General features: G+C 58.0%; 18 protein-coding genes and 4 tRNA genes. 7 read left to right on the plus strand and 15 right to left on the minus strand.

From position 1 onward, the window contains the following. The first annotated feature begins 231 nt into the window (after positions 1 to 231). A complete protein-coding gene (locus EL257_RS17090) occupies positions 232 to 1,104 on the plus strand; it encodes a LysR family transcriptional regulator (protein WP_126364598.1) in 873 nt (290 codons plus the stop codon). Positions 1,105 to 1,197: 93 nt separating this feature from the next. Here the strand turns inward: EL257_RS17090 and EL257_RS17095 are convergent, their stop codons facing one another. Next, entirely contained in the window at positions 1,198 to 2,058 is an 861-nt protein-coding gene (locus tag EL257_RS17095) for a LysR substrate-binding domain-containing protein (RefSeq protein ID WP_126364600.1), read from the minus strand. 112 nt (positions 2,059 to 2,170) lie between these two features. On the opposite strand from EL257_RS17095, the gene EL257_RS17100 reads away from it, so the two are divergent. Beyond that, a complete protein-coding gene (locus tag EL257_RS17100; protein WP_126364602.1) occupies positions 2,171 to 3,280 on the plus strand; it encodes a 2-aminoethylphosphonate--pyruvate transaminase in 1,110 nt (369 codons plus the stop codon). A 143-nt stretch (positions 3,281 to 3,423) separates the two neighbouring features. Further along, on the plus strand, positions 3,424 to 4,251 hold the full coding sequence (gene phnX / locus EL257_RS17105; protein ID WP_126364604.1) for a phosphonoacetaldehyde hydrolase: 828 nt from the start codon (positions 3,424 to 3,426) through the stop codon (positions 4,249 to 4,251). 87 nt (positions 4,252 to 4,338) lie between these two features. Here phnX and EL257_RS28055 read toward each other — a convergent pair whose 3' ends face one another. Continuing rightward, a complete protein-coding gene (locus EL257_RS28055; protein WP_232013026.1) occupies positions 4,339 to 4,938 on the minus strand; it encodes a hypothetical protein in 600 nt (199 codons plus the stop codon). Positions 4,939 to 5,249: 311 nt separating this feature from the next. Here EL257_RS28055 and EL257_RS17120 point away from each other — a divergent pair, with 311 nt between their 5' ends. Next, positions 5,250 to 5,798, plus strand: coding sequence for a cytochrome b (locus tag EL257_RS17120; protein ID WP_126364608.1), 549 nt, complete (start codon positions 5,250 to 5,252; stop codon positions 5,796 to 5,798). Between the two features lie 168 nt (positions 5,799 to 5,966). Here the strand turns inward: EL257_RS17120 and EL257_RS17125 are convergent, their stop codons facing one another. After that, the gene (locus tag EL257_RS17125; protein WP_126364610.1) at positions 5,967 to 6,869 is read right to left on the minus strand and encodes a 1-aminocyclopropane-1-carboxylate deaminase/D-cysteine desulfhydrase; all 903 of its coding nucleotides are present in this window, start codon (positions 6,867 to 6,869) and stop codon (positions 5,967 to 5,969) included. A gap of 174 nt (positions 6,870 to 7,043) precedes the next feature. Further along, positions 7,044 to 9,083 carry an NADPH-dependent 2,4-dienoyl-CoA reductase gene (locus tag EL257_RS17130; RefSeq protein WP_126364612.1) on the minus strand — a complete coding sequence of 680 codons (2,040 nt, stop codon included), beginning with the start codon at positions 9,081 to 9,083 and terminating at the stop codon, positions 7,044 to 7,046. Positions 9,084 to 9,290: 207 nt separating this feature from the next. On the opposite strand from EL257_RS17130, the gene EL257_RS17135 reads away from it, so the two are divergent. Both EL257_RS17135 and EL257_RS17140 read left to right on the plus strand, forming a co-directional pair. Further along, positions 9,291 to 10,421, plus strand: coding sequence for a carbon-nitrogen hydrolase family protein (locus tag EL257_RS17135; RefSeq protein WP_126364614.1), 1,131 nt, complete (start codon positions 9,291 to 9,293; stop codon positions 10,419 to 10,421). Between the two features lie 3 nt (positions 10,422 to 10,424). Beyond that, the gene (locus EL257_RS17140; protein ID WP_126364616.1) at positions 10,425 to 11,465 is read left to right on the plus strand and encodes an AraC family transcriptional regulator; all 1,041 of its coding nucleotides are present in this window, start codon (positions 10,425 to 10,427) and stop codon (positions 11,463 to 11,465) included. A gap of 411 nt (positions 11,466 to 11,876) precedes the next feature. Here EL257_RS17140 and EL257_RS17145 read toward each other — a convergent pair whose 3' ends face one another. The 11 genes from EL257_RS17145 to EL257_RS17195 form a co-directional block, all read right to left on the minus strand. Next, positions 11,877 to 12,743 (minus strand): DUF2242 domain-containing protein, encoded by an 867-nt coding sequence (locus EL257_RS17145; protein ID WP_126364618.1) that lies wholly within the window; start codon positions 12,741 to 12,743, stop codon positions 11,877 to 11,879. 1,025 nt (positions 12,744 to 13,768) lie between these two features. After that, positions 13,769 to 15,640, minus strand: a complete 1,872-nt coding sequence (locus tag EL257_RS17150; RefSeq protein WP_126364620.1) for a SurA N-terminal domain-containing protein — start codon at positions 15,638 to 15,640, stop codon at positions 13,769 to 13,771. A 227-nt stretch (positions 15,641 to 15,867) separates the two neighbouring features. After that, positions 15,868 to 16,140 carry an HU family DNA-binding protein gene (locus EL257_RS17155; RefSeq protein ID WP_003183171.1) on the minus strand — a complete coding sequence of 91 codons (273 nt, stop codon included), beginning with the start codon at positions 16,138 to 16,140 and terminating at the stop codon, positions 15,868 to 15,870. Between the two features lie 148 nt (positions 16,141 to 16,288). Further along, complete coding sequence (gene lon / locus EL257_RS17160) at positions 16,289 to 18,685, minus strand: endopeptidase La (protein ID WP_100845674.1); 2,397 nt, start codon at positions 18,683 to 18,685, stop codon at positions 16,289 to 16,291. 163 nt (positions 18,686 to 18,848) lie between these two features. After that, on the minus strand, positions 18,849 to 20,132 hold the full coding sequence (gene clpX / locus EL257_RS17165; RefSeq protein WP_007951558.1) for an ATP-dependent Clp protease ATP-binding subunit ClpX: 1,284 nt from the start codon (positions 20,130 to 20,132) through the stop codon (positions 18,849 to 18,851). A 112-nt stretch (positions 20,133 to 20,244) separates the two neighbouring features. Next, positions 20,245 to 20,880: an ATP-dependent Clp endopeptidase proteolytic subunit ClpP gene (gene clpP, locus EL257_RS17170; protein WP_016775336.1), complete on the minus strand. Its 636-nt coding sequence runs from the start codon at positions 20,878 to 20,880 to the stop codon at positions 20,245 to 20,247. Positions 20,881 to 20,972: 92 nt separating this feature from the next. Further along, on the minus strand, positions 20,973 to 22,283 hold the full coding sequence (tig, locus tag EL257_RS17175) for a trigger factor (protein WP_126364622.1): 1,311 nt from the start codon (positions 22,281 to 22,283) through the stop codon (positions 20,973 to 20,975). A gap of 334 nt (positions 22,284 to 22,617) precedes the next feature. Further along, positions 22,618 to 22,693 (minus strand) — tRNA-His (locus EL257_RS17180). A gap of 76 nt (positions 22,694 to 22,769) precedes the next feature. Beyond that, positions 22,770 to 22,854 (minus strand) — tRNA-Leu (locus EL257_RS17185). A gap of 56 nt (positions 22,855 to 22,910) precedes the next feature. Continuing rightward, a tRNA-His gene (locus EL257_RS17190) sits at positions 22,911 to 22,986 on the minus strand. 32 nt (positions 22,987 to 23,018) lie between these two features. Next, positions 23,019 to 23,095, minus strand: a tRNA-Arg gene (locus EL257_RS17195). A 276-nt stretch (positions 23,096 to 23,371) separates the two neighbouring features. On the opposite strand from EL257_RS17195, the gene folD reads away from it, so the two are divergent. Continuing rightward, on the plus strand, positions 23,372 to 24,226 hold the full coding sequence (folD, locus tag EL257_RS17200; protein WP_126364624.1) for a bifunctional methylenetetrahydrofolate dehydrogenase/methenyltetrahydrofolate cyclohydrolase FolD: 855 nt from the start codon (positions 23,372 to 23,374) through the stop codon (positions 24,224 to 24,226). The last annotated feature ends 69 nt before the right edge of the window (positions 24,227 to 24,295 follow it).

The raw sequence follows: 24,295 nt of genomic DNA on the forward strand, positions 1-24,295 counted from the left end.
TGTTTTTATTGTTGTGCACTGCGATATCAGCCCTTCCCTACGGCGATACCGGTCAGATGAGTCCTGCTGTTGCACGCACAGGCTCATCGCCATTTCTGCTGCCCGACCGAGCAGTCAGCGATGGCGTGGGCCGATCAAAGCAATTACTGTTTAATAAATAAAATCGATTTATCGTATTTCACACATAAGCTCAGCTTGTTACCGCGCAGCGCTGGTCACCAGGAATCCACCATGTCCGTGTCCCACGCCCAACTCAAAGCCTTCCACGCTGTTGCCGTGCATGGCAGCTTCACTCGCGCCGCCGAGCGCCTGTTTCTGACGCAACCGGCGATTTCCGATCAGGTGCGCAAACTGGAAGAGCGTTTCGGCGTGCTGCTGTTTCACCGCAATAAACGTTCCGTGCGCCTGACCGATCTCGGCGAGCGCCTGCTGGCGGTCACCCAACGGCTGTTCGTGATCGAAGCAGAAGCGCAGGAGTTGCTGCAGGAATCCCAGGCTTTGCAGACCGGCAGCCTGATTCTGGCTGTGGACGCGCCTGTCCATGTGCTGCCGCAGATCGCGCGGTTCTGCGAACGCTATCCGGGCATCAGCGTAAAAATCGAAACCGGCAATACCGACGAGTCATTGTTTCGCCTGTTCAATTACCAGGCCGACCTGGCGTTGTTGGGCCGCGATGTCAATGACGAGCGCTTGCTGTGTGTGGCATTGCGTAACGATCCGATGGTGGCGTTCGTGTCGCGCAATCACCCGTGGGCCGAGCGTGAATCGATCTGCCTGGCGGATCTCGATGACACACCGTTGGTACTGCGTGAACACGGTTCGGTGACGCGGCAGACACTGGAAGAGGAAATGGCCCGCGCCGGGTTTCGCATTCGCCCGGCGATCCAGGTCGAAGGCCGCGAAGCCGCGCGCGAGGCGGTGGTGGTGGGGATCGGCGTGGGGGTGGTTTCAGCGGCGGAATTTGGCGCGGACGCGCGGGTTTGCGCCTTGCCGATCACCGACTGCACCCGCCGCCTGACCGAAACGCTGGTGTGTTTGCGTGAGCAGAGTTCGCGGCGCGTGGTGGCGACGTTCCTCGACATGGTTCGCGAGAGCCTTGTGTAAACAGTGATGGCCCTTTCGCGAGCAGGCTCGCTCCCACAGGGGTTATGCATTCCATGTGGGAGCGAGCTTGCTCGCGAAGGGGGACTCGGTGTATCAGGCTGGCGCCAGGCCAAAGAACGCCTGAATCAAGCGCAACTCCCGCCGCCGCTCCATGCAGCCGATCATGTGCCGATTGAGCAACCCTTCGCCGACAACCGGAATCGCTACAACCCGCGGGTCGTGACTGATCTCTACCGAAGACACGACCCCTACCCCCAGTTCGGCGGCGACGGCCTCGGTCACGGCCTCACGACTGTCCAGTTCGAGCAATACGCGCGGCTGGATCGATGCCTGCGCACAGGCCTGATCGAACGTGCGCCGGGTGATTGAACTCGGCTCGCGCAGCACCATGATCACCTGATCCAGTTCACTGAGTTTCAATTCATCGGTTCGCATCGCCCACGGATGTCCCGCGGGCACCAGCGCGCAGATCCGCGACTCGCTCAACGCCTGCAAATGCAGGCCTTTGCGCGGTTCGACTTCGGTCAGCACCGCGACATCCGCATGCTCGGAGAGCAACGCCGCCAGGGTTTCCTGGGCATTGCCCAACCGCAGATTAACGGTGATCCCCGGATACCGCGCACGCAAGCTGGCGAGCATCGGCATGACCATGTGCGGGCCGTCCGCTGCCACCTCCAGCCGGCCGGTGAGCAATTGCCGGTTTGCCTCGAGCATCGCTTGCGCTTCCTCGGCCAGACCGAACATCGCCCGAGTGATCGCCGCCAGTTTGGTGCCCTCTTCCGTCAGTTCCACTCGTCGGGCGGTGCGTCGCAGCAAGGTGATCTGATAGTGCTCCTCCAGCGCCTTGATGTGTCCGGTGACCGCCGGTTGGCTGATGAACAAACGCGCAGCGGCGCGGGTGAAGCTGCCTTCGCGGGCGACGGCGTCGAAGGCGCGCAGCTGGAACAGATTCATTAATAAGCCTCACTGATGATTGGCATAACAACAAACAATTTGATTGATACAACGGCGAATTGCAACGTAGGCCCCGTAGCTTCATCCCATCGCGCAATCCGAGGACACACGAATGAGTATCGCCGAACCCATCCTGCTTACTCCCGGCCCGTTGACCACTTCGGCCCGCACCCGCCAGGCGATGATGGTCGACTGGGGGTCGTGGGATGACCGCTTCAACCAATTGACCGCCAGCCTTTGCGAGCAACTGCTCGCAATCCTCAACGGCGGTGCCACTCATCATTGCGTGCCGTTGCAGGGCAGCGGCACGTTCGCGGTTGAGGCGGCCATCGGCACGCTGGTGCCGCGTGACGGCAAAATACTGGTGCTGATCAACGGCGCCTACGGCAGACGCCTGGCGAAAATCTGTGAAGTGCTCGGCCGCTCCTTCAGCACGTTCGAAACCGCCGAGGACGAGCCAACCACCGCCGCTGACGTCGATCGTCTGTTGCGCGCCGACCGCGATATCACCCACGTCGCGCTGATTCATTGCGAAACCAGCACCGGGATTCTCAACCCGCTGCAGGAGATCGCCGAGGTGGTCGCGCAACATGGCAAACGCCTGATCATTGATGCCATGAGTTCCTTCGGCGCGCTGCCGGTGGATGCGCAGAAAGTGCCGTTCGATGCGCTGATCGCCGCGTCAGGCAAGTGCCTGGAGGGCGTGCCGGGGATGGGGTTTGTCTTCGCGCGCAAAGAATCGCTGGCCGCTGCCGCCGGCAACTCGCCTTCACTGGCGATGGATTTGTACGACCAGCACGCCTACATGCAAAAGACCGGGCAATGGCGCTTTACCCCGCCGACCCATGTGGTCGCCGCGCTGCACGAAGCCTTGCTGCAATACAACGAAGAAGGTGGCTTGCCGGCGCGGCATGCGCGTTACGCGGCGAACTGCCAGGCGCTGATGGAAGAGATGGCCAGGCTGGGCCTGCGCAGTTTCCTGCCGGCGGCGATTCAGGCGCCGATCATCGCCACGTTCCATGCGCCGAGTGATCCGCGTTACCAGTTCAAGGATTTCTACGAGCGGGTCAAAGCCAAGGGTTACATCCTTTATCCGGGCAAATTGACCCAGGTCGAAACCTTCCGCGTCGGCTGCATCGGCCACGTCACCCCGGACCAAATGCGCCAGGCCGTCGCGGCGGTCGGCGAAGTGTTGCGCGAGATGGAAGTGCTCGACATCTAAACCACCCAACAAATCCCCTGTGGGAGCGAGCCTGCTCGCGAAAGCGGTTGCATGAACAACATAGATGTCGCCTGACACGACGCTATCGCGAGCAGGCTCGCTCCCACATTTGAATTGCATTGCCAAATCAGGAATCCATTGCCATGAACTACACCAATCCAAGCAAGCTGCAAGCCGCGATCCTCGACTGGGCCGGCACTGTGGTCGATTTCGGTTCTTTCGCTCCCACGCAGATCTTCGTCGAAGCGTTTGCCGAGTTCGATGTGCAGGTTTCCATCGAAGAAGCCCGCGGTCCGATGGGCATGGGCAAGTGGGATCACATCCGCACCCTGTGCGATCAACCCGCAGTGGCCGAGCGTTACCGCAAGGTGTTCGGCCGCACGCCGACCGATGACGACGTTACCGCTATCTACAACCGTTTCATGCCGCTGCAGATCGAGAAGATCGCCGAGCACTCCGCGCTGATTCCCGGTGCGCTGGAAACCATTGCCAAGCTGCGCGAGCAAGGCATCAAGATCGGCTCCTGCTCCGGGTATCCGAAACCGGTGATGGACAAAGTCGTCGAACTCGCCGCCACCAACGGCTACATCGCGGACCACGTAGTGGCGACCGATGAAGTGCCGAACGGTCGTCCATGGCCGGCGCAGGCATTGGCTAATGTGATTGCCTTGGGCATCGACGACGTCGGCGCCTGCGTGAAAATCGACGACACCGTACCGGGCATCCTCGAAGGGCGCCGCGCCGGCATGTGGACAGTGGCGCTGATTTGCTCGGGCAACGCGCTGGGTCTGGACTACGAAGGTTTTCGCGCTTTGGGCAGCGATGAACTGGCGAGCGAACGCAAGCGCATCCACGCGCTGTTCGAAAGTTCGCGCCCGCATTACATGATCGACACCATTAGCGATTTGCCGGAAGTCATCGCCGACATCAATCGACGTCTGGCCAACGGTGAGATGCCGCAAAGCGCCTGAGTACTGAAAACGAAAACACCGCTGATCATGACAATCAGCGGTGTTTTTACGCACTGTTAAAAAATCGAAACCATGTTGGGTGGTTATTCAATTCGAAACAAGATTGCCTTCTGCATCGTAGACCTGACCATCTGCATACTTGATGCTTCCATGCGGAAGCTGCTCAGTTCCATCATCCCAAACAATACGACCGTCCGGATATTCAACGGTATTATCTGGCCAGACAATCCGCCCGTCCGGATATTCAACTCTGCCGTCTGCATATTGAATGATGCCATCGGGACGTTTGATCAAAGTTTGATCGACGTCAATTATGCTACCGTCAGGCAATGTGGTAGAACCGTCGACGTTCGGTGTTCCGCCGAGAGTCTGGATCAGTGCTATCAGCGCCATCGGATCGACATTGATATTCAAAGTCGGCCATGGCATTGGAGGTCGCTTGGTGTCGACCGGCTTGGTTGGCGCCACGGGTTTGGTCGGTACCACTGGTTTAGTCGGTGCTACTGGTTTAGTCGGTGCTACTGGTTTAGTCGGCGCTACTGGTTTGGTCGGTGCTACTGGTTTAGTCGGTGTTACTGGTTTAGTCGGCGCTACTGGTTTGGTCGGTGTTACTGGTTTGGTCGGTGTTACTGGCTTCGGCTTCGTGATAGCAGGACGAGGCGTTGAGATTGGACGTTTCATATTCATACTCTAATCAATAAAAGGAGATTTAAATCTTTAAACCAAAGACTCACCCAAACGATAATGACCAAAAACCAACTTATCAAACCAAAATAAAACACAGGATATAAACAACATAAAGTTACGCGATGCATTGCAAGTTGCAGCACAACTTTCCAGCAACAGCAAACAAAACAAAACAAAACAAAACAAAACACTGAACATTATTCCCCATTACAAAAAACATAATATGTTCCAGGCAAAAGCCTCGCGACAGGTTTATAGTGAAAGACTGCCGTCGCCGGCATGATTGCGCTCTGATACAGAGGAAACTTCGTATGCCGTGGACAAGCTCGGAATCGCGTTACAGCACCGTTTCGGTGTTGCTGCACTGGCTGATGCTGGTGTTACTGGTGCTGGTATACGCCAGCATGGAATTGCGCGGTTTCTTTCCCAAGGGCAGCGGCGGCCGCGCGTTGATTCGCGAAATGCACTACTTGCTGGGCCTCAACGTATTCGTGCTGGTGTGGTTTCGCTTGCTCGCGCGCAGCCTTGGCCCGGCGCCGAAGATTTTCCCCGCTTCACCGGCCTGGCAAACCGTCGTGGCGCGGCTGATGCATTGGGCGTTGTACCTGTTCATGATCAGCATGCCGATATTGGGCTGGCTGATCACCAGCGCCGAGGGCCATCAAGTCATGTTCTACGGTTTCGATTTGCCGCTGCTGGTGGCTGAAGACAAACCGTTTGCCAAGCAAGTCGAAGGCTGGCACGTGCTGATCGCCACGATCGGCTATTGGCTTATCGGGCTGCACGCGCTGGCGGGGCTTTATCACCATTACGTGGTGCGCGACAACACCCTCCTGCGGATGATGCCCAAGCGCGCCTAGCAGAACCCTGCATACCAACTGTGGCGAGGGAGCTTGCACCCGCTCGGCGGCGCCGCCGTCGTAAACCTGGCTTCGCGATGATGCTGGCTCGTCGCAAGCACAGGGTTTGGGGCTGCTGCGCAACCCAGCGGGAGCGAGCTCCCTCGCCACAGAATCTGATTGAAGCAGTTAATCCGCGTCGAATCCTCTGCGCCCCTGCAAACCGCCGGTATGCACGAAGACGAGCCGCGCGCCTCTGGCCAATTCGCCCGACTCGACGTGTTGCTTGAGCGCCAGTAACGCTTTGCCGGTGTACACGGGCTCCAACGGAACGCCGCTGACCTGCTCGGTGTGCTCGATAAAGGCCAGCAATGGCGGATCAACCTTGGCGAAACCGCCACGGCTGGCGTCGATCAGTCGATAGTCCGCCGCAGGTCCAGCGGCTTGTTCAAGGATTGCCTGGATGTTCGGCGCTACGCCGTGATCGTCCGGCACCGCCAGCGCGCCGTACACCAAGCGCCTGCCATTTTCAGCGAGCGCCAGCCCGGCCAATGTCGTGCCGGTGCCACACGCCAGCCACCAGGCATCGAAATTCCCCCAACCCAGATCTGCCAACTGCGTATCGACCTGCTGCTTGATCGCGGCGCAACCCAAAGCGCCGGTCAGTCCACCACCACCCTCGGGCACTGCGTGCAAATCGGGATACTGTGCCTGCCATGGCGTCCAGAATCCCGGCTCATGGCGCGCCCGGTATCCGCCGTAACCCAGCCAGTGCAGGTGCATGCCGCAAGCCTGCAGATCCCTGACCGTCGGCGTGTCCTGCGCATGCCCGCGCAACAAGCCCACGGTTTTCAAGCCCAGACGTTTACCCGCTGCCGCCAATGCATGCAAATGATTGGAATGAGCGCCGCCGAGGCTGATGATGCCTTCAGCGCCAGCACGTTCGGCTGCCTTGAGGTGTTCGACGAGTTTGAACCATTTATTGCCGCTGATCAGCGGATCAATCTGGTCGAGGCGCAGGATCGCCACTTCGATGCCGGCGCTGGTCAGCCAGTCCAGATGAAGCAGTTCGAGGGGGGCTGGGGGGAACATGAGCACAGCACGATCTGAAAAAAACCCATACTAGTAGGAGCTGCCGCAGGCTGCGATCTTTTGATTTTGTTTTAAACACAAGATCAAAAGATCGCAGCCTGCGGCAGCTCCTACATCTACACCTTCACAATCAAGATCAAAAGATCGCAGCCTGCGGCAGCTCCTACAGGGGCTTTACAGCTCGGCCGCGAGGCGCGAGCCTTGGTTGATTGCGCGTTTGGCGTCCAGCTCTGCGGCGACGTCGGCGCCACCGATCAGGTGCACGTTTTGCCCCGCTGCCACCAGACCGTCCTGCAATTCGCGCAGCGGATCCTGCCCCGCGCAGATCACGATATTGTCCACCGCCAGCACTTGCGGCTCGCCGCTTTCACCGATGCGGATGTGCAGGCCCTGATCGTCGATGCCCAGGTATTCAACGCTGTTGAGCATCTGCACCTGCTTGTTCTTCAGACCTGTGCGGTGAATCCAGCCAGTGGTCTTGCCCAGACCATCGCCGACCTTGGTTTTCTTGCGTTGCAGCAGGAACACTTCCCGCGCCGGTGCGTGCGGCGCCGCTTGGATTCCAGCCACGCCACCACGGGCCTCCAGTTGCGTATCGATGCCCCACTCTTTCCAGAACGCCGCGCGATCGAGACTGGTGGCCACGCCTTGATGAACGAGGAATTCCGACACGTCGAAACCGATGCCGCCAGCGCCGATCACTGCCACGCGTTTGCCAACCGGTTTGCGCTCCAGAATCACATCCAGATAACTGAGCACCTTGGCATTCTCGACGCCCGGAATCGCCGGCACACGCGGCGCAATACCGGTGGCGAGGATGATTTCGTCATACCCGCCTTCGACCAGTTTCGCCACATCGACGCGGGTGTTCAGGCACACCTCGACATTCGTGGTTTGCAACTTGCGCTTGAAGTAACGCAGGGTTTCGAAGAATTCTTCTTTGCCCGGCACGCGCTTGGCAATGTTGAACTGACCGCCAATTTCACTGGCCGAGTCAAACAGCGTGACCTGATGACCACGCTCGGCGGCCACGGTCGCGGCGGACAACCCGGCAGGGCCAGCGCCAACGACGGCAATTTTCTTGATCTGCTGTACCGGCAAGTAATTGAGTTCGGTTTCGTGGCAGGCACGCGGGTTGACCAGGCAACTGGTGAGCTTGCCGCCGAAGGTGTGGTCGAGGCAGGCCTGATTGCAGCCGATGCAGGTGTTGATTTCATCGGCACGACCTTCGGCGGCCTTGTTGACGAAATCCGGGTCGGCGAGGAACGGCCGCGCCATCGAAACCATGTCGGCATCGCCTTCGGCAAGAATCTGCTCGGCGATCTCCGGGGTATTGATGCGGTTGGTGGTGATCAGCGGAATGCTTACCGAGCCGCGCAGCTTGGCCGTGACCTTGCTGAACGCCGCACGCGGGACTTTGGTGGCGATGGTCGGAATCCGTGCTTCGTGCCAACCGATGCCGGTGTTGATGATCGTCGCACCGGCCTGTTCGATGGCTTTGGCCAGCGTGACGATTTCGTCCCAGGTACTGCCACCCTCGACCAGATCAAGCATCGACAGACGGAAAATAATAATAAAATTCGGGCCGACCGCTTCGCGCACGCGCCGCACGATTTCCACCGGCAGGCGCATACGGTTTTCGTAGCTGCCACCCCAACGGTCAGTGCGGTGGTTGGTGTGTGCGGCGAGGAACTGATTGATGAAATAACCTTCCGAACCCATGATCTCGACGCCGTCGTACTCGGCGGTTTGCGCCAGAACGGAACAGGTGACGAAATCGCTGATCTGCTTTTCGATGCCCTCTTCGTCGAGTTCTTTGGGCTTGAACGGATTGATCGGCGCCTGAATCGCACTCGGCGCGACTTGTTTCGGGCTATAGGCATAACGGCCGGCATGCAGGATCTGCATGCAGATCTTGCCGCCCGCATCGTGAACGGCGCGGGTGACGATGCGGTGCTTGAGGGCTTCTTCCTCGGTGGTCAGTTTGGCCGCGCCGGAATACACCCCGCCCTCGTCGTTCGGGCCAATGCCGCCAGTGACCATCAGGCCAACGCCACCCCGGGCCCGCTCGGCGAAATACGCTGCCATGCGCTCGAAACCGCCCGGTTTTTCTTCCAGGCCAGTGTGCATCGAACCCATCAGGGTACGGTTGCGCAGCGTGGTGAATCCCAGATCCAGCGGGGCCAACAGGTGCGGGTAATGAGCGGCGGTCATCGGTAACTCCACAACGAGCAATCACGGAAGGTTGCGGGAGCTCTGCGTCCCCCGTCATTCATGTTCGACAGACTAAGAGGCGCACCGCTGCCACTCAATGACCGTAACTGACAAGTTATTGATCCAAATGTGCAGCGCCCCTTGGCAACCGGCGCCATGGGCCCTACCCTAGTCGCCACACCCTGTACCCGGCTGTTGTTGGTTTTCATGCGCAAACTTTTGTACCTGACGTTTTCCATGGCCCTTGTGGCTGCCCTTGCTTCCTACGCCATGTGGGCGGCAGACCGGCCGACGGGACATTACCTGTCGGACCTGCGTATCAAACTCGCGGTCGATCAAGGCACGCCGTCCGGTCGCGGCAATCTGCTGGGCATCCAGCCCGAACTGTTCCCTACCGATTATCAAAGCCCGGCGCGCCTGCATCGCAAACTCGCGGCGTATCTGCAGCAAGCGCGGGACCAGGGCTTGTTGAATGACAAAACCGTTGTGGTGTTGCCCGAGCATGTCGGCACCTGGCTGATGATCAGCGGCGAAAAGGATGAGCTGTATCAGGCGCCAACGCTCGGCGAAGCAATGAACTGGCTGGCGGCGAGCAATCCGTTGCTCTTCGCCCGCGCCTGGCTCAGCGCCAAGGGCAGTCGTCGCCTGGACGACACGCATTTGCGCATGAAGTCCAAGGCGATGGCCCGCGACTATCAGGCGCTGTTCGGCGGGTTGGCCAACGAGTTCAACGTCACGCTGGTGGCAGGCTCGATCGTACTGCCCGAGCCCGGTGTGCGCGATGGCCAGCTCGAACCGGGCAGCGGCGCCCTGTTCAATAGCAGCGTGGTGTTTGGCCGAGACGGCGTACCGCTGGGCCAACCGCAACGGCAGATGCACCCGATCTTCGAGCAGAGCGAAACCCTCGCGGCCGAAGACAAACACGCGATCAATGTGGTCGACACCCCGGCCGGACGCCTCGGCGTTCTGATCGGCAGCGACAGCTGGTACCCGGACAACTATCGCAAGCTCGATGAACAAGGCGCGCAACTGATCGCGGTGCCGGCGTTCGTGGTCGGTCACAATGTCTGGGATCAACCGTGGGCCGGCTACAAGGGTTCAAGTACGCCGGGCTCGATCAGCCTCAAGCCCGGCGAAGTCAGCGAAGGTCAGGCCTGGCATCGGCTCACCTTGACCGCGCAACCGCCGAGCAGCAAAGCGATCGCCGGCGTCAGCGTGTTCCTGCGCGGGCAGTTTTGGGACAAGCTGACATCGGGCCAGAGCTTTCTCAGTAGCAACGGCCAGCAGTTCGCCGATGGCGAGGCCCGTGGCGCGCGTTTGCTGAATATCTGGTTGTAAATCATGAAGCCTGCGCCGATGCGTCTCGGTGATTTGTCGGTGGGCTTCGTCCACAGCCTGGCCGATGCGGTGCGCAGCCATGACGCCGATCCACAGCCGCTGCTTGAACAGTACGGACTGGACGCGGCGCGCCTGGCCGAGGCCGGGGCTCGATTATCTATTCCACGTTATATGCGCTTGGGCCACAGCGCGATTCAGTTGACCGGTGATCCGGCGCTGGGTTTGCGCATGGGCCGCCTCATACGCCTTAGCCAGGCCGGGCTGGCCGGCGTCACCGCCGCTCAGGCGCCCACCGTACGAGAAGCGGCGCGTTGTCTGATCCGCTTTGAACCGCTGTACGGTTCCAACTATCGCGGGCAATCGAGTTTTCACGAAGACGCCAAGGGCGCCTGGCTACGGTTCTACTCGATCAGCCCGTACAACGCTTACAACCGTTTTGTAGTGGATTCGATCTTCGCCGGCTGGCTGCATCAGTTGTCGGCGGTCAGCCGCGAACCGTTGCGGGCCGAGCGGATCGATATCGAATTTGATGAGCCCGATTACCGTGAGGCCTACGGTGTGCTAGGCGACTGCCCGATTCAGTTCGGTGCCGAGCGCAATCAACTGCGCCTGGGCCTCGACTGCCTCGCTCAACGCAATCCCGAGCATTGCCCAAGTACCTGGCGGCACCTGCTGCAACTGTGTGAACGGGAACTGGAACAATTGACCCGCACCCGCAGCCTGCGCGAACGCATTACCCAATTGCTGGGGCCGTTGCTCAACGGCGGCCGGGAACCCGATCTGGAAGAAGTCGCGGCACGCTTGAAGCTGCCGACATGGACATTGCGGCGCAAACTCGCTGAGGAAGGCACGCAGTTTCGCGCGATCCTCAATGACACCCGCCGTGACTTGGCCATGACCTACATCCGCGACACCGAACTGGCATTCGGTGAAATTGCCTACCTGCTCGGATTTGCATCAGCCGAAGCCTTTCAGCGCGCGTTCAAACGCTGGAGCGGACAGACCCCCGGCGAGTTCCGCCGTAGCCATCGCAAAATGGCTTGACGGCAGCTGCAAGTTACAAGCTACAAGCGAAGAACTAGAGCTCGGTGGCGTCTTCGGCGGGTTCTGGCTGGTCCAGTTCGAAGGCCTGGAATTCGAGCAACTCTTCTTGATAATCGTCCATTACGTACTCCCCTGCTGCTCGCTGAAAAATGACCTGATCAATCGACCTGTGCCCCGAGCATAAAGTGCCCGTGTGAAGGAAAAATGAAGCGTGCCCTTCATTAATAAAACGTAGCAGGTGGTTGGGGATTTATCGCGGGGATGTCGTCAGGGGAATGTAACCGGATCTTAAAATGACCCTGAAACAAAGTAGGAGTGAGCCTGCTCGCAATCAAGGTAGAACAGTCACACTATCTTTGACTGATTTACCGCCGTCGCGAGCAGGCTCACTCCTACAGTTTTAACCCGGTGTTACTGGCCTGAAGCCGGCATTGCCGGAATCGGCTCGGTCGGCGGCGGGATATCCGGATTGGCGGGCGGCGTGATGGTTTCCGTTTCGGTGGCCGGTGCAGGTTCCGCAACGGGTGCAGGCGCCGGCGTGATCGGCGCGGACTCGGCTGGCGGCACCACTGGCTCCGAGGTAACTGGCGCAGCTTCTGCCGGCGCGGGCGCCGGTTCCGCTGCAGGCGCAGGCGTCGCCGCGGGCTCCGATGTCGGGGTTGCGGCTGGAGCCAATGCAGCCGGCGCAGCTTTGACTTCAGGCATGCCCAGATCCGCTTTCGGCTTCTCTTCGATATGCGCCGCCTTCTTCGCATCGGCCGGCAGGAACTGCTCCACCAGCGTAAAGAACCGCTCGTAGAACTTCTGCGCAGTCACCGTTTCGCTGGCGACCTTGACCATCGAATCGTCCGATGAACCGATCGGCATCGACACCGAGCCCAACACACCCACACCGAGGCTGGCAGAGTTGTTGGTTTTCTTCAGCGCATAACGATCCTGCAAAGCGTTGGCAAACATCGTGGCATGGTGCCCGGCGCTACCGTCATCGGCGCAGACCACATTGAAGCTGATCTCCATATGGGTATCGCCGGTTTGCTGGAAACTCTTGTGGCCGCTGACCAGTTTCGGGTCGCTGCTGGTAATGATATAGCCCTGACTGAGCAGCGCCCGACGGGCCGCCTCGCAGCTGGTCACGTCAGTGACGGGATAATTACGCGAGAACGTGCCGGAATCATCGAAGTTCTCATGCTCATACATCGGCTTGTCCTTCGAACAGCCGGCAACAGCAGCCAACAACAACGCCAACCCGAAAACACGCATGGGAGTGGAAATCAACATTGAACATCCTGAGGGAAAACAGTCCGGGGCGTATTGTGCAACAGAACGCAGCCCCATGGCGCATGGAATAGTGTCAAGAATCGGTTACAACTTAACCGATCATGCCCGCCAAGAAAAAGCCGCGCCGACAAATGATTGATGTTCTCGCGCAAATTTACCTCGTGTGTACCTGCAATGAGGGATGAGGTAACTGACATGCCGCCATCGCTTGCAGGCAAGCTCCCACATTGGCACCTCGTACATCTGGGAAATATTGAGCGGCTGTGACGCCGTCATCGCTTGCAGGCAAGCTCCCACATTGGCATTCGGTGAATCCGGGAAATATTGGCCGGCTATCAGGCCGCCATCGCTTGCAGGCAAGCCCCCACAGTGGCACCTCGGTGAATTTGGGAAATATTGGACGACTGTCAGGCCGCCATCGCTTGCAGGCAAGCTCCCACATTGACATTCGGTGAATCTGCGAAATATTGGCCGGCTGTCAGGCCGCCATCGCTTGCAGGCAAGCTCCAACAGTGACACTCGGTGAATCCGGGAAATTCGGGTGGCTATCACCCCACCCCATCCCAACGCGGCAAAGCCGCCCCACTCAACACAATGAGCGCAAGCTCGAGTGCAGCTCTTGATCCTGGAGCCCGTCGGCAGGCTGAGTGGAGGGATTGATCCGGGCGTGGGAGCGCAGCGACCGTTTGACGAAGTCGAACACATCGAGAGGAGGTGCAGCGAAGCAAACCGGAGGCGATGCGCCCGGATCGATCCCGCAGCGAAGGAACCCCGAGCCCCAGCGAGCGGGCCGAACGTCAGGGCAAAGCCTTTTTGGTTACTTTTTCGGCGTCTGGAAAAAGTGACTCGCCGTAAGGGCGAAACCGCCAGCCGCAACACCCATGGAAACGGATATTCACCCCATCAACCCAAAGCCTGGTCGGCCCAAAGGCCGCCAAGACCAAAACCCAACCCCAAAACGCAAAACCCAAAAAAAAGCCCCGACCAATCAGGCCAGGGCTTCCTCAGAACACCTCAATCAAAGATCAAAACCGCTCGATCTTCGCCTCAGCCTCCAACTGCTTACGATACGCCGCAAAATCCTGCTGCCCCTCACGGGAAGCCAGGAACCGACGATATTGCGCCTTCTCTTCCTCAGTCGGCGCCGCTGCCTCATTGACACCATTGAGGCGCACAATCATCAGACTGCCGTCCGGCAATGTCACGCTAGTGAACGTCGGCTTGTCCTTCGCAGCCGGCTTCGGCATGCGGAACAACGCTTGCAGCACCGCCGGCTCCACGCCTTCCTGCGCACGAGTGGCCGCTTCGGTCGCCTTCCAGCTCTGACCATCAACCGCCTTGTCCTGCGGCGCCTTGCCTTCACGCAAATCAGCGATCAGCTTCTCGGCCTTGGTCTTGGCAGCAGCGCTGGCATGCTCCTTGGTCAGTTGCGCGCGGATGGCCGCATCCACATTTTCCAGAGGCAGTTGCGCAGGCTTTAGATGTTCCTTGGCGCGCAATACGATCACGGTTTCCGGATCCAGCTCGATGGCCGTGCTGTTGGCACCCTCATCAATCACTTCAGTGCTGAATGCTGCGGTCACCACGGCGCGGTTGGCCGCAACGCCTTCGCCACCTTCACGACCAAACGGCTTGGAGGTGTGCACGGTCAGTTTCAGGTCCGCCGCAGGCTGGGCCAGGTCGGATGCTTCGAACGCGGAGTCTTCCAGTTGCTTGGTCGCTTCGACGAAACGCTGCTCGACCTGCGCGGCCTTCAGCTCGCGGGTCAGCTTGTCTTTCAGACTGGCCAGCGTCGGCACTTCAGGCGCTTCGACGCCCAGCAGCTTGATCAGGTGGTAACCGAAGTCGGTGCGAATCGGCTCGGACACCTGGTCTTTGGACAAGGCGTACAAGGCTTTTTCGAACGCTGGATCGTAAACCCCAGGACCTGCGTAACCGAGGTCACCGCCATTGTTGGCCGAGCCCGGATCTTGCGAGAATTCTTTAGCCAGCGCTTCGAATTTCTCGCCCTTGGCCAGACGCGCCTGGACTTCGTCGATCTTCGCCTTGGCCTGAGCTTCGGTGGTCTTGTCGTTCACTTCGATCAGGATGTGCGCGGCACGACGCTGTTCCGACAGGTTGGCGATCTCTTTCTGATACGCCGCCTGCAGGTCTTCGTCCTTGACGGCAACCTGATCGAAAAACGACGACTTCTTCAGCTCCAGGTAATCGATGACCACTTGATCCGGGGTCATGAATTCCTTGGCATGTTCGTCGTAGTAAGCCTTGACCTCTTCGTCGGTCAGCTTGACCGCCGCAGGATCAGCTTTGACATTCAGGGTCGCGAAGTCGCGGGTCTGCTTTTCCAGACGGGCGAATGCCTGCACTTCGGCATCGGTGACGAAGCCGCTACCCGCCACACCGGCGCGCAGTTGGCCGATCAGCATTTCCTGAGCCAGCATCTGGCGGAACTGCATACGGCTGTAACCCAGCTGACGGATTACCTGGTCGAAGCGCTCGGAGCTGAACTTGCCGTCCACCTGGAATTCAGGCGTCTGCAGGATCACCTGATCCAGCGCGGCTTCGGAGAAAGAGAACTTGGCCTGTTCAGCGCCCTGCAACAGCAGCTTGCGATCAATCAGACCCTTGAGGGCCGAATCGCGCAGCATTTTTTCATCGAGCAAGGAAGCATCAAAATCCTTGCCCAGTTGTTGCATCAGCTGACGGCGTTGCATATCAACGGCCTGGCTCAGTTCGTTCTGGCTGATCTCGTCACCGTTAACCTTGGCCGCCTCATTCTTGTGAGTCGTGGCCTGGAAAATGGCGTCGAAACCGGTCAAGGCCATCAGTGCAACGATGACCCCGATAATGGTCTTGGCAATCCAGCCTTGTGAATTGTCCCTGATATTCTGCAGCATGCGTCCCCCAGAAACGGTTGAACTTCAAATTAGGCAACCGTGGAGCGTGGGTAGAATCCGGATAGAAGAAAGGCGCATCCGAGGATGCGCCTTCTCGTAACTGGCGGAGCGGACAGGGCTCGAACCCTCGATCCCGGCGTTACAGGCGTCTGTTTCAGCTACCTGCTCTACCGCTCCGCTGCCAAGTCAGGCTTGACCCCGACCCGGATGGGTAAAAACCTGAAAACTTAGTTAACAGCTTCTTTCAGTGCTTTACCGGCTTTGAAACCTGGCTTCTTGGCAGCCGGGATTTCCAGAGTCTTGCCGGTCTGAGGGTTACGACCGGTACGAGCCGGACGGTCAGTCACGGAGAAAGTACCGAAACCCACCAGAACAACGGAGTCGCCAGCCTTGAGAGCGCCAGTGACGGATTCGATTACAGCGTCCAGCGCACGGCCAGCAGCAGCTTTCGGGATATCAGCGGATGCAGCGATAGCATCAATCAGTTCCGACTTGTTCACTCTAAGTCCCCTTATATCTATTTTGAGATGATTCTAAGTTTTTTTGGTGAAAGCAAAACGAGTGCTGAATGGCCTACAGACACTTAAGAGCCGCTTTATAACAAGGGCTCTAAAAAGCTGTCAAGGAAGCCACCCAGGCAAAAACGTATTAATGCGTGCTAATTCTTTCCTTAGAGTCAGACTCGCGCTTTTCGTCCTTCGCGACTATCTCCGGAGCCACATCCGGCAAGGGCTCCGGCGCGTATTGCAGCGCAATTTGCAGGACCTCGTCAATCCATTTAACCGGTTTGATCTGCAGATCCTGCTTGATATTGTCAGGAATCTCCTTCAAATCGCGAACGTTCTCTTCCGGAATAATCACAATCTTGATTCCGCCGCGATGTGCCGCCAGCAGTTTCTCTTTCAGGCCGCCAATCGCCAGTACCTGGCCGCGCAAAGTTATTTCACCGGTCATGGCTACATCGGCACGCACCGGAATGCCGGTCAATGCGGAGACCAGCGCCGTGCACATGCCTACACCGGCGCTAGGACCGTCTTTCGGCGTCGCCCCTTCCGGCATGTGAATATGGGTGTCGCGCTTCTCATGGAAGTCCAGCGGGATCCCGAGGCTTTTCGCACGGCTGCGCACTACGGTGAGTGCGGCAGTGATCGATTCGACCATTACGTCGCCCAGGGAACCGGTCTTGATCAACTGACCTTTGCCCGGTACCACAGCGGCTTCGATGGTCAGCAATTCGCCACCCACCTGAGTCCACGCAAGGCCGGTGACCTGACCGATCTGATCCTGCTGCTCGGCCAGACCGTAACGGAATTTGCGCACGCCCAAGAAATGCTCGAGCAGATCAGCTGTCACTTTCACCGAGAAGCGTTTTTCCAGAGCATGCTCTTTCACCGCTTTGCGGCAGACCTTGGCGATCTGACGTTCGAGGCCACGCACACCGGCTTCACGGGTGTAGTAACGAATGATGTCGCGGATCGCTTCCTCGTCGAATTCCAGTTCGCCCTTTTTCAGGCCATTGGCGGCGATCTGCTTCGGCGAGAGGTATTTGACGGCAATGTTGATTTTCTCGTCTTCGGTGTAACCCGGCAGACGGATCACTTCCATCCGGTCCAGCAGTGCTGGCGGGATGTTCATCGAGTTCGAGGTGCACAGGAACATCACATCGGAAAGATCATAATCGACTTCCAGATAGTGATCGTTGAAGTTGTGGTTTTGCTCCGGATCGAGCACTTCCAGCAACGCCGATGCCGGATCGCCACGCATGTCGCTGCCCATTTTGTCGATTTCATCGAGCAGGAACAGCGGGTTGCGCACGCCCACCTTTGTCATTTTTTGAATCAATCTTCCCGGCATCGAACCGATGTAAGTCCGGCGATGACCGCGAATTTCCGCTTCGTCACGCACGCCACCCAAGGCCATACGCACGAATTTGCGGTTGGTCGCGTGGGCGATCGACTCCGCCAGCGAGGTTTTACCAACGCCAGGAGGGCCGACCAGACACAGCACTGGGCCGCGAATTTTCTTCACACGTTTTTGCACGGCGAGGTATTCAAGGATGCGTTCCTTGACCTCTTCGAGACCGTAGTGATCGGCATCGAGAATGTCTTCAGCGCGGGCCAGATCCAGGCGCACCTTGCTTTGCGCCTTCCACGGCACTTGCACCAGCCAGTCGATGTACGAACGGACCACGGTGGCTTCAGCCGACATTGGCGACATCTGCTTGAGCTTGTTCAGCTCGGCAGTGGCTTTGGTCAGGGCGTCTTTGGGCAGACCGGCTGCATCGATACGCTTTTTCAGCTCTTCGATTTCATTGTGACCTTCATCACCGTCGCCGAGCTCTTTCTGAATGGCCTTCATCTGCTCATTCAGGTAGTACTCGCGCTGGCTGCGTTCCATTTGCTTTTTGACGCGACCGCGAATGCGCTTTTCGACTTGCAGCAGATCGATCTCGGCATCCAGCAGCGCGAGAACATGCTCGACCCGGGCCGACAAATCGATGATTTCGAGAATTTCCTGCTTCTGCTCGATTTTCAGCGCCATGTGCGCCGCCATGGTGTCGACCAGACGACCCGGCTCATCGATGCTGTTGAGTGACGACAGGACTTCAGCCGGGACTTTCTTGCCCAACTGCACATATTGCTCGAACTGCGAAAGCAGCGTGCGCACGAACACTTCGGATTCGCGCTCGGCAGCGTCGACTTCTTCGATCAGGGATACTTCGGCACGGCAGTGCCCATCGACTTCGCTGAAGCGCTCAACGGTGCCGCGTTGCTCACCCTCGACCAGAACCTTGACGGTGCCATCAGGCAATTTCAGGAGCTGCAGGACAGTAGCGATCGTACCTACGCGATAGAGAGCGTCTTCACCGGGATCATCATCGGCCGGGTTTCTTTGGGCCAGCAGCAGGATCTGCTTGTCCCCCGTCATCGCGGCCTCGAGGGCTTCGATGGATTTCTCGCGCCCCACGAACAGCGGGATAACCATGTGCGGATAAACCACGACATCACGCAATGGCAGGAGAGGCAATTCGATGGTTGTCTTCATGATTTCGCCTCTACGGCGGCCGTATGGCCGTAATCAGATGGAATTGAGCTTGAAACCAAGATGGGGGCTGCCTCGAAAAAAAACAAGCGCAAAGCGGATGTAAAAAATGACATAAAAAAAAAGAGGCCCGAAGGCCCCTTCTTTGTTGCAGCGCGGTGGACGCTTACGCGTCCGGCGCTGCCTTGGCCGCCGGCTCACTGTTTTCATAGATATACAGTGGCTTGGACTTGCCTTCGATCACGCTTTCGTCGATCACGACTTTGCTCACCTCGGACTGCGAGGGGATTTCATACATCGTGTCGAGCAGTACACCTTCGAGAATCGAGCGCAGGCCACGGGCACCGGTTTTACGTTCCAGGGCACGTTTGGCGACCGATTTCAGCGCGTCGGAACGGAATTCCAGATCCACGCCTTCCATCTCGAACAGCTTGGCATACTGTTTGGTCAGAGCATTTTTCGGCTCGGTAAGAATCTGCATCAACGCAGCTTCGTCGAGCTCATCCAGCGTCGCCAGGACCGGCAGACGACCGACGAATTCCGGGATCAGACCGAACTTGACCAGATCGTCAGGCTCGACTTCACGCAGGGATTCACCGACTTTCTTGCCTTCTTCCTTGCTGCGCACTTCTGCGTTGAAACCGATGCCGCCCTTGGTGGAACGGTTTTGAATAACCTTTTCCAGACCCGAGAATGCACCACCGCAGATGAACAGGATGTTACGAGTGTCGACCTGCAGGAATTCCTGCTGCGGGTGCTTGCGGCCACCTTGCGGCGGCACGGAAGCGACCGTGCCTTCAATCAACTTGAGCAAGGCCTGCTGCACGCCTTCACCGGAAACATCGCGGGTGATCGACGGGTTGTCGGACTTGCGGGAAATCTTGTCGATTTCGTCGATGTAGACGATACCCATCTGGGCCTTCTCTACGTCGTAATCGCACTTCTGCAACAGCTTCTGAATGATGTTTTCGACATCTTCACCCACATAACCGGCCTCGGTGAGAGTGGTTGCGTCGGCGATGGTGAACGGAACGTTCAGCAAGCGGGCCAAAGTTTCGGCCAGCAGGGTTTTACCGGAGCCTGTCGGGCCGATCAGCAGGATGTTGCTCTTGCCGAGTTCGACGTCGTCAGCCTTCTTGTCACGCTGGTTCAGACGTTTGTAGTGGTTGTACACCGCTACGGCCAGAACCTTCTTTGCACGCTCCTGACCAATGACGTACTGGTCAAGGATGCCGCTGATTTCTTTAGGCGAAGGCAATTTATGCGCGCTGCTTTCGGCCTGGGCTTCCTGCACCTCCTCGCGGATGATGTCATTGCACAGGTCGACGCACTCGTCGCAGATAAAGACCGAGGGGCCGGCAATCAATTTGCGCACTTCATGCTGGCTTTTGCCACAGAAGGAGCAATAGAGCAGCTTGCCGTTGTCCTCGCCGTTGCGGGTGTCAGTCATTCGTTCGATCCAAATCCGATAGGCTTGCAACACAAGATGAAGGCTATTGCGGGCTTTTTCAAGCCCGCCGCTGATCGGACTTGCCGATCAGGCCTGTTTTGCGCTGCTTAATTTAAGCTGGACGCTGGTTGATCACTTCATCGATCAGGCCGTATTCCTTCGCAGCTTCGGCGCTCATGAAGTTGTCGCGATTGGTATCGCGCTCGATTTCTTCAAGAGTGCGGCCGCTGTGCTTGGCCATCAGCATGTTCAGGCGCTCGCGAATGAAGAGGATTTCCTTGGCGTGGATTTCGATGTCCGACGCCTGGCCCTGGAAACCGCCCAGTGGCTGGTGAATCATCACGCGCGAGTTTGGCAGGCAGAAACGCTTGCCCGGGGCACCTGCGGTCAGCAGGAATGCGCCCATGCTGCAGGCCTGGCCGATGCAGGTGGTCGATACGTTTGGCTTGATGAACTGCATGGTGTCGTAGATCGACATGCCCGCTGTCACCGAACCGCCCGGGGAGTTGATGTACAGATGGATGTCCTTGTCCGGGTTTTCCGCTTCAAGGAACAGCAGTTGCGCACAGATCAGGTTGGCCATGTAGTCCTCTACCGGGCCCACCAGAAAGATCACTCGCTCCTTGAGCAGGCGCGAGTAGATGTCGTAGGCGCGTTCGCCACGAGCGGACTGCTCGACAACCATCGGGACCAGGCCGCCGGCGGCCTGGATATCAGAGTTCTGCTGAATATAAGAATTACGGAACATGCTCTGCAGTCGCTCCCAAATAGTTATGTCTTGAATACGCATAAGCCAGCTCGAGAGCTGGCTTATGGTGTGCACTTCTAACGCAAAATCAATCAGTCGGCTGCTGGAGCTTCTACCGGCTTGACTGCTTCTTCGTAGGAGACCGATTTGTCGGTCACACTAGCTTTCTGCAGAACAGTATCCACAACTTGTTCTTCCAGCACAACCGAACGCACTTCGTTCAGTTGCTGCTCGTTTTTGTAGTACCACGATACAACCTGCTCTGGCTCCTGGTAAGCGGAAGCCATTTCCTGAATCATTTCGCGAACGCGAGCTTCGTCAGGCTTGAGGTCGAACTGCTTGACCACTTCAGCGACGATCAGGCCCAGCACGACGCGGCGCTTGGCTTGCTCTTCGAACAGCTCGGCCGGCAGTTGATCAGGTTTGATGTTGCCACCGAACTGCTGAACAGCCTGCACGCGCAGACGATCAACTTCGCTGGACAGCAGGGCTTTTGGCACTTCGATCGGGTTGGTGGCCAGCAGACCGTCCATTACCTGATTCTTGACCTTGGATTTGATCGCCTGACGCAGTTCACGCTCCATGTTCTTGCGAACTTCGGTGCGGAAACCGTCGATGCCGCTTTCCTTGATGCCGAATTGAGCGAAGAACTCTTCGTTCAGCTCAGGCAGTTTAGGCTCGGAGACAGTGTTGACAGTCACGGTGAACTCGGCGGTTTTACCAGCCAGGTCCAGGTTCTGATAGTCCTCTGGGAAGGTCAGGTTCAGAACGCGCTCTTCGCCGGCTTTAGCGCCAACCAGGCCGTCTTCGAAGCCCGGGATCATGCGGCCGGAACCCAGTACCAACTGAGTGCCTTTAGCGGAACCGCCAGCGAACACTTCGCCATCAACCTTGCCAACGAAGTCGATGTTCAGCTGGTCTTCGTTCTGGGCAGCACGGTCGGCCACTTCAAAACGGGTGTTCTGCTTGCGCAGGATGTCGAGCATTTTGTCCAGATCAGCGTCAGCCACTTCAGCGCTCAGGCGCTCAACGGTGATGCCGTCGAAACCGGCAACGGTGAATTCAGGAAACACTTCGAACACAGCAACGTATTCCAGGTCTTTGCCTGCTTCGAGCGACTTCGGCTCGATCGATGGCGAACCAGCCGGGTTCAGCTTCTGCTCAACCACAGCTTCGTAGAAGGAGGACTGGATCACGTCGCCTACCGCTTCCTGGCGCGCATCAGCACCGAAACGGCGCTTGATTTCGCTCATTGGCACTTTGCCTGGACGGAAGCCAGCAATCTTGGCCTTTTGGGCAGTCTGCTGCAGACGCTTGTTGACCTGAGTCTCGATGCGCTCAGCCGGCACGGTGACGCTCATGCGGCGCTCGAGAGCAGTAGTATTTTCAACAGAAACTTGCATGGATATTCCTCGTTGCACAGACGTTAGCCGGCCGTTTCCGACCCCAGAATCAAGGGCATGCATTCTAGTGGGTCAAACTCAAGAAGTCACCCTACTGAAAACGGGTAAAAACACAGCAGGCAATTTAACGGAGCCGCTGCACGAAGGCGGCGTGCTCCACAGGCGAATACAACCAATCTCGCCAGGGCTCTGCGACAACCGCTTCTATATATAGAAGAGGCCATCAATCATCCCTGGCGACCGACCCAGGGCTCGAAAACCGGCCATCGCCGGATTTCAAAACCACTAAAACAAAAAAGGCGCCAGACTGTTAAATCTGGCGCCTTTCGAAATATGGGGTGGACGATGGGGATCGAACCCACGACAACGGGAGTCACAATCCCGTGCTCTACCAACTGAGCTACGCCCACCATATTGCGTAACAAAAAAGCCAAATAACTTCTTTGTCGAACCTCACCAGCCCAAGGGCCCGAATGAAGCTTTAATTGGTGCGGATGAAGAGACTCGAACTCTTACGCCTTGCGGCGCTGGAACCTAAATCCAGTGTGTCTACCAATTCCACCACATCCGCAGATGAAGCTTTAAAACAAAAACGCCAGACCGTTAAATCTGGCGCTTTTCGAAATATGGGGTGGACGATGGGGATCGAACCCACGACAACGGGAGTCACAATCCCGTGCTCTACCAACTGAGCTACGCCCACCATATCGCGTTACTTGTGCCAAAGCTGCCTAATGGCGCACCCGGCAGGACTCGAACCTGCGACCATCCGCTTAGAAGGCGGATGCTCTATCCAGCTGAGCTACGGGCGCCTTATTAATCTGTACTCTTAAAGGACTACAAACTAAATGCTTTCCAGTGTCGCAGAACCTTGATTCCGCTTCACCTTCTTAACCAGTGCTAGGCTGTGCCCGACAAGTGCGACGAATAGTATAGAGGGCTCCAAAGGTCGTCAAATCCTTTTTTGAAAAAAATTCATTTAATTAAAGGAGTTAGAGGAATTTGCTGACCAAGCGCCTTTGCCCTCACCGCGCGACATGCGAGAATGCGTTCTCTTTTTTTCCCCTCTCGATGGTTAATCACGCGCAATGACTGCACAATTAATCGACGGCAAATCGATCGCCGCCAGCCTGCGCCAGCAGATCGCCCAACGAGTTGCCGAGCGTCGCCAGCAAGGCCTGCGCACCCCCGGCCTCGCGGTGATCCTGGTCGGCAGCGATCCTGCCTCTCAGGTTTATGTCTCGCACAAGCGTAAAGACTGTGAAGAGGTTGGCTTCCTCTCTCAAGCCTACGACCTGCCCGCCGACACCATGCAGCAAGCGCTGACCGATCTGATCGATCGCCTCAACGACGATCCTGCGATCGACGGTGTTCTGCTCCAGTTGCCGCTTCCCGAGCACCTCGATGCTTCCAAATTGCTCGAGCGCATCCGCCCGGACAAAGACGTGGATGGTTTCCATCCTTATAACGTCGGCCGTCTCGCCCAGCGCATCCCGCTGCTTCGCCCATGCACGCCGAAAGGCATCATGACCTTGCTGGAAAGCACCGGCGTCGATCTTTACGGTCTGGACGCAGTGGTCGTCGGCGCTTCCAACATCGTCGGTCGCCCGATGGCGATGGAACTGTTGCTCGCCGGCTGCACCGTCACCGTGACGCACCGCTTCACCAAGGATCTGGCCGGACATGTCGGCCGTGCCGATCTGGTCGTCGTGGCTGCCGGCAAGCCGGGTCTGGTCAAGGGCGAGTGGATCAAGGAAGGCGCGATCGTGATCGACGTCGGTATCAATCGCCAGGACGACGGCAAACTGGTCGGTGACGTTATTTACGAAACCGCCCTGCCCCGCGCTGGCTGGATCACGCCGGTCCCTGGCGGCGTAGGCCCGATGACCCGCGCCTGCCTGCTGGAAAACACGCTTTACGCAGCAGAAACCTTGCACGTCTGAAGTGCTTTTTTCGGATCAAAAGAACCCCGCCTCGCGCGGGGTTTTTCGTGGGTGAGAAAAAACTGTAAC

Origin of the sequence: Pseudomonas fluorescens (genome assembly GCF_900636825.1) — a bacterium.
In the GTDB taxonomy this organism is placed as follows: Bacteria; Pseudomonadota; Gammaproteobacteria; order Pseudomonadales; family Pseudomonadaceae; genus Aquipseudomonas; species Aquipseudomonas fluorescens_BG.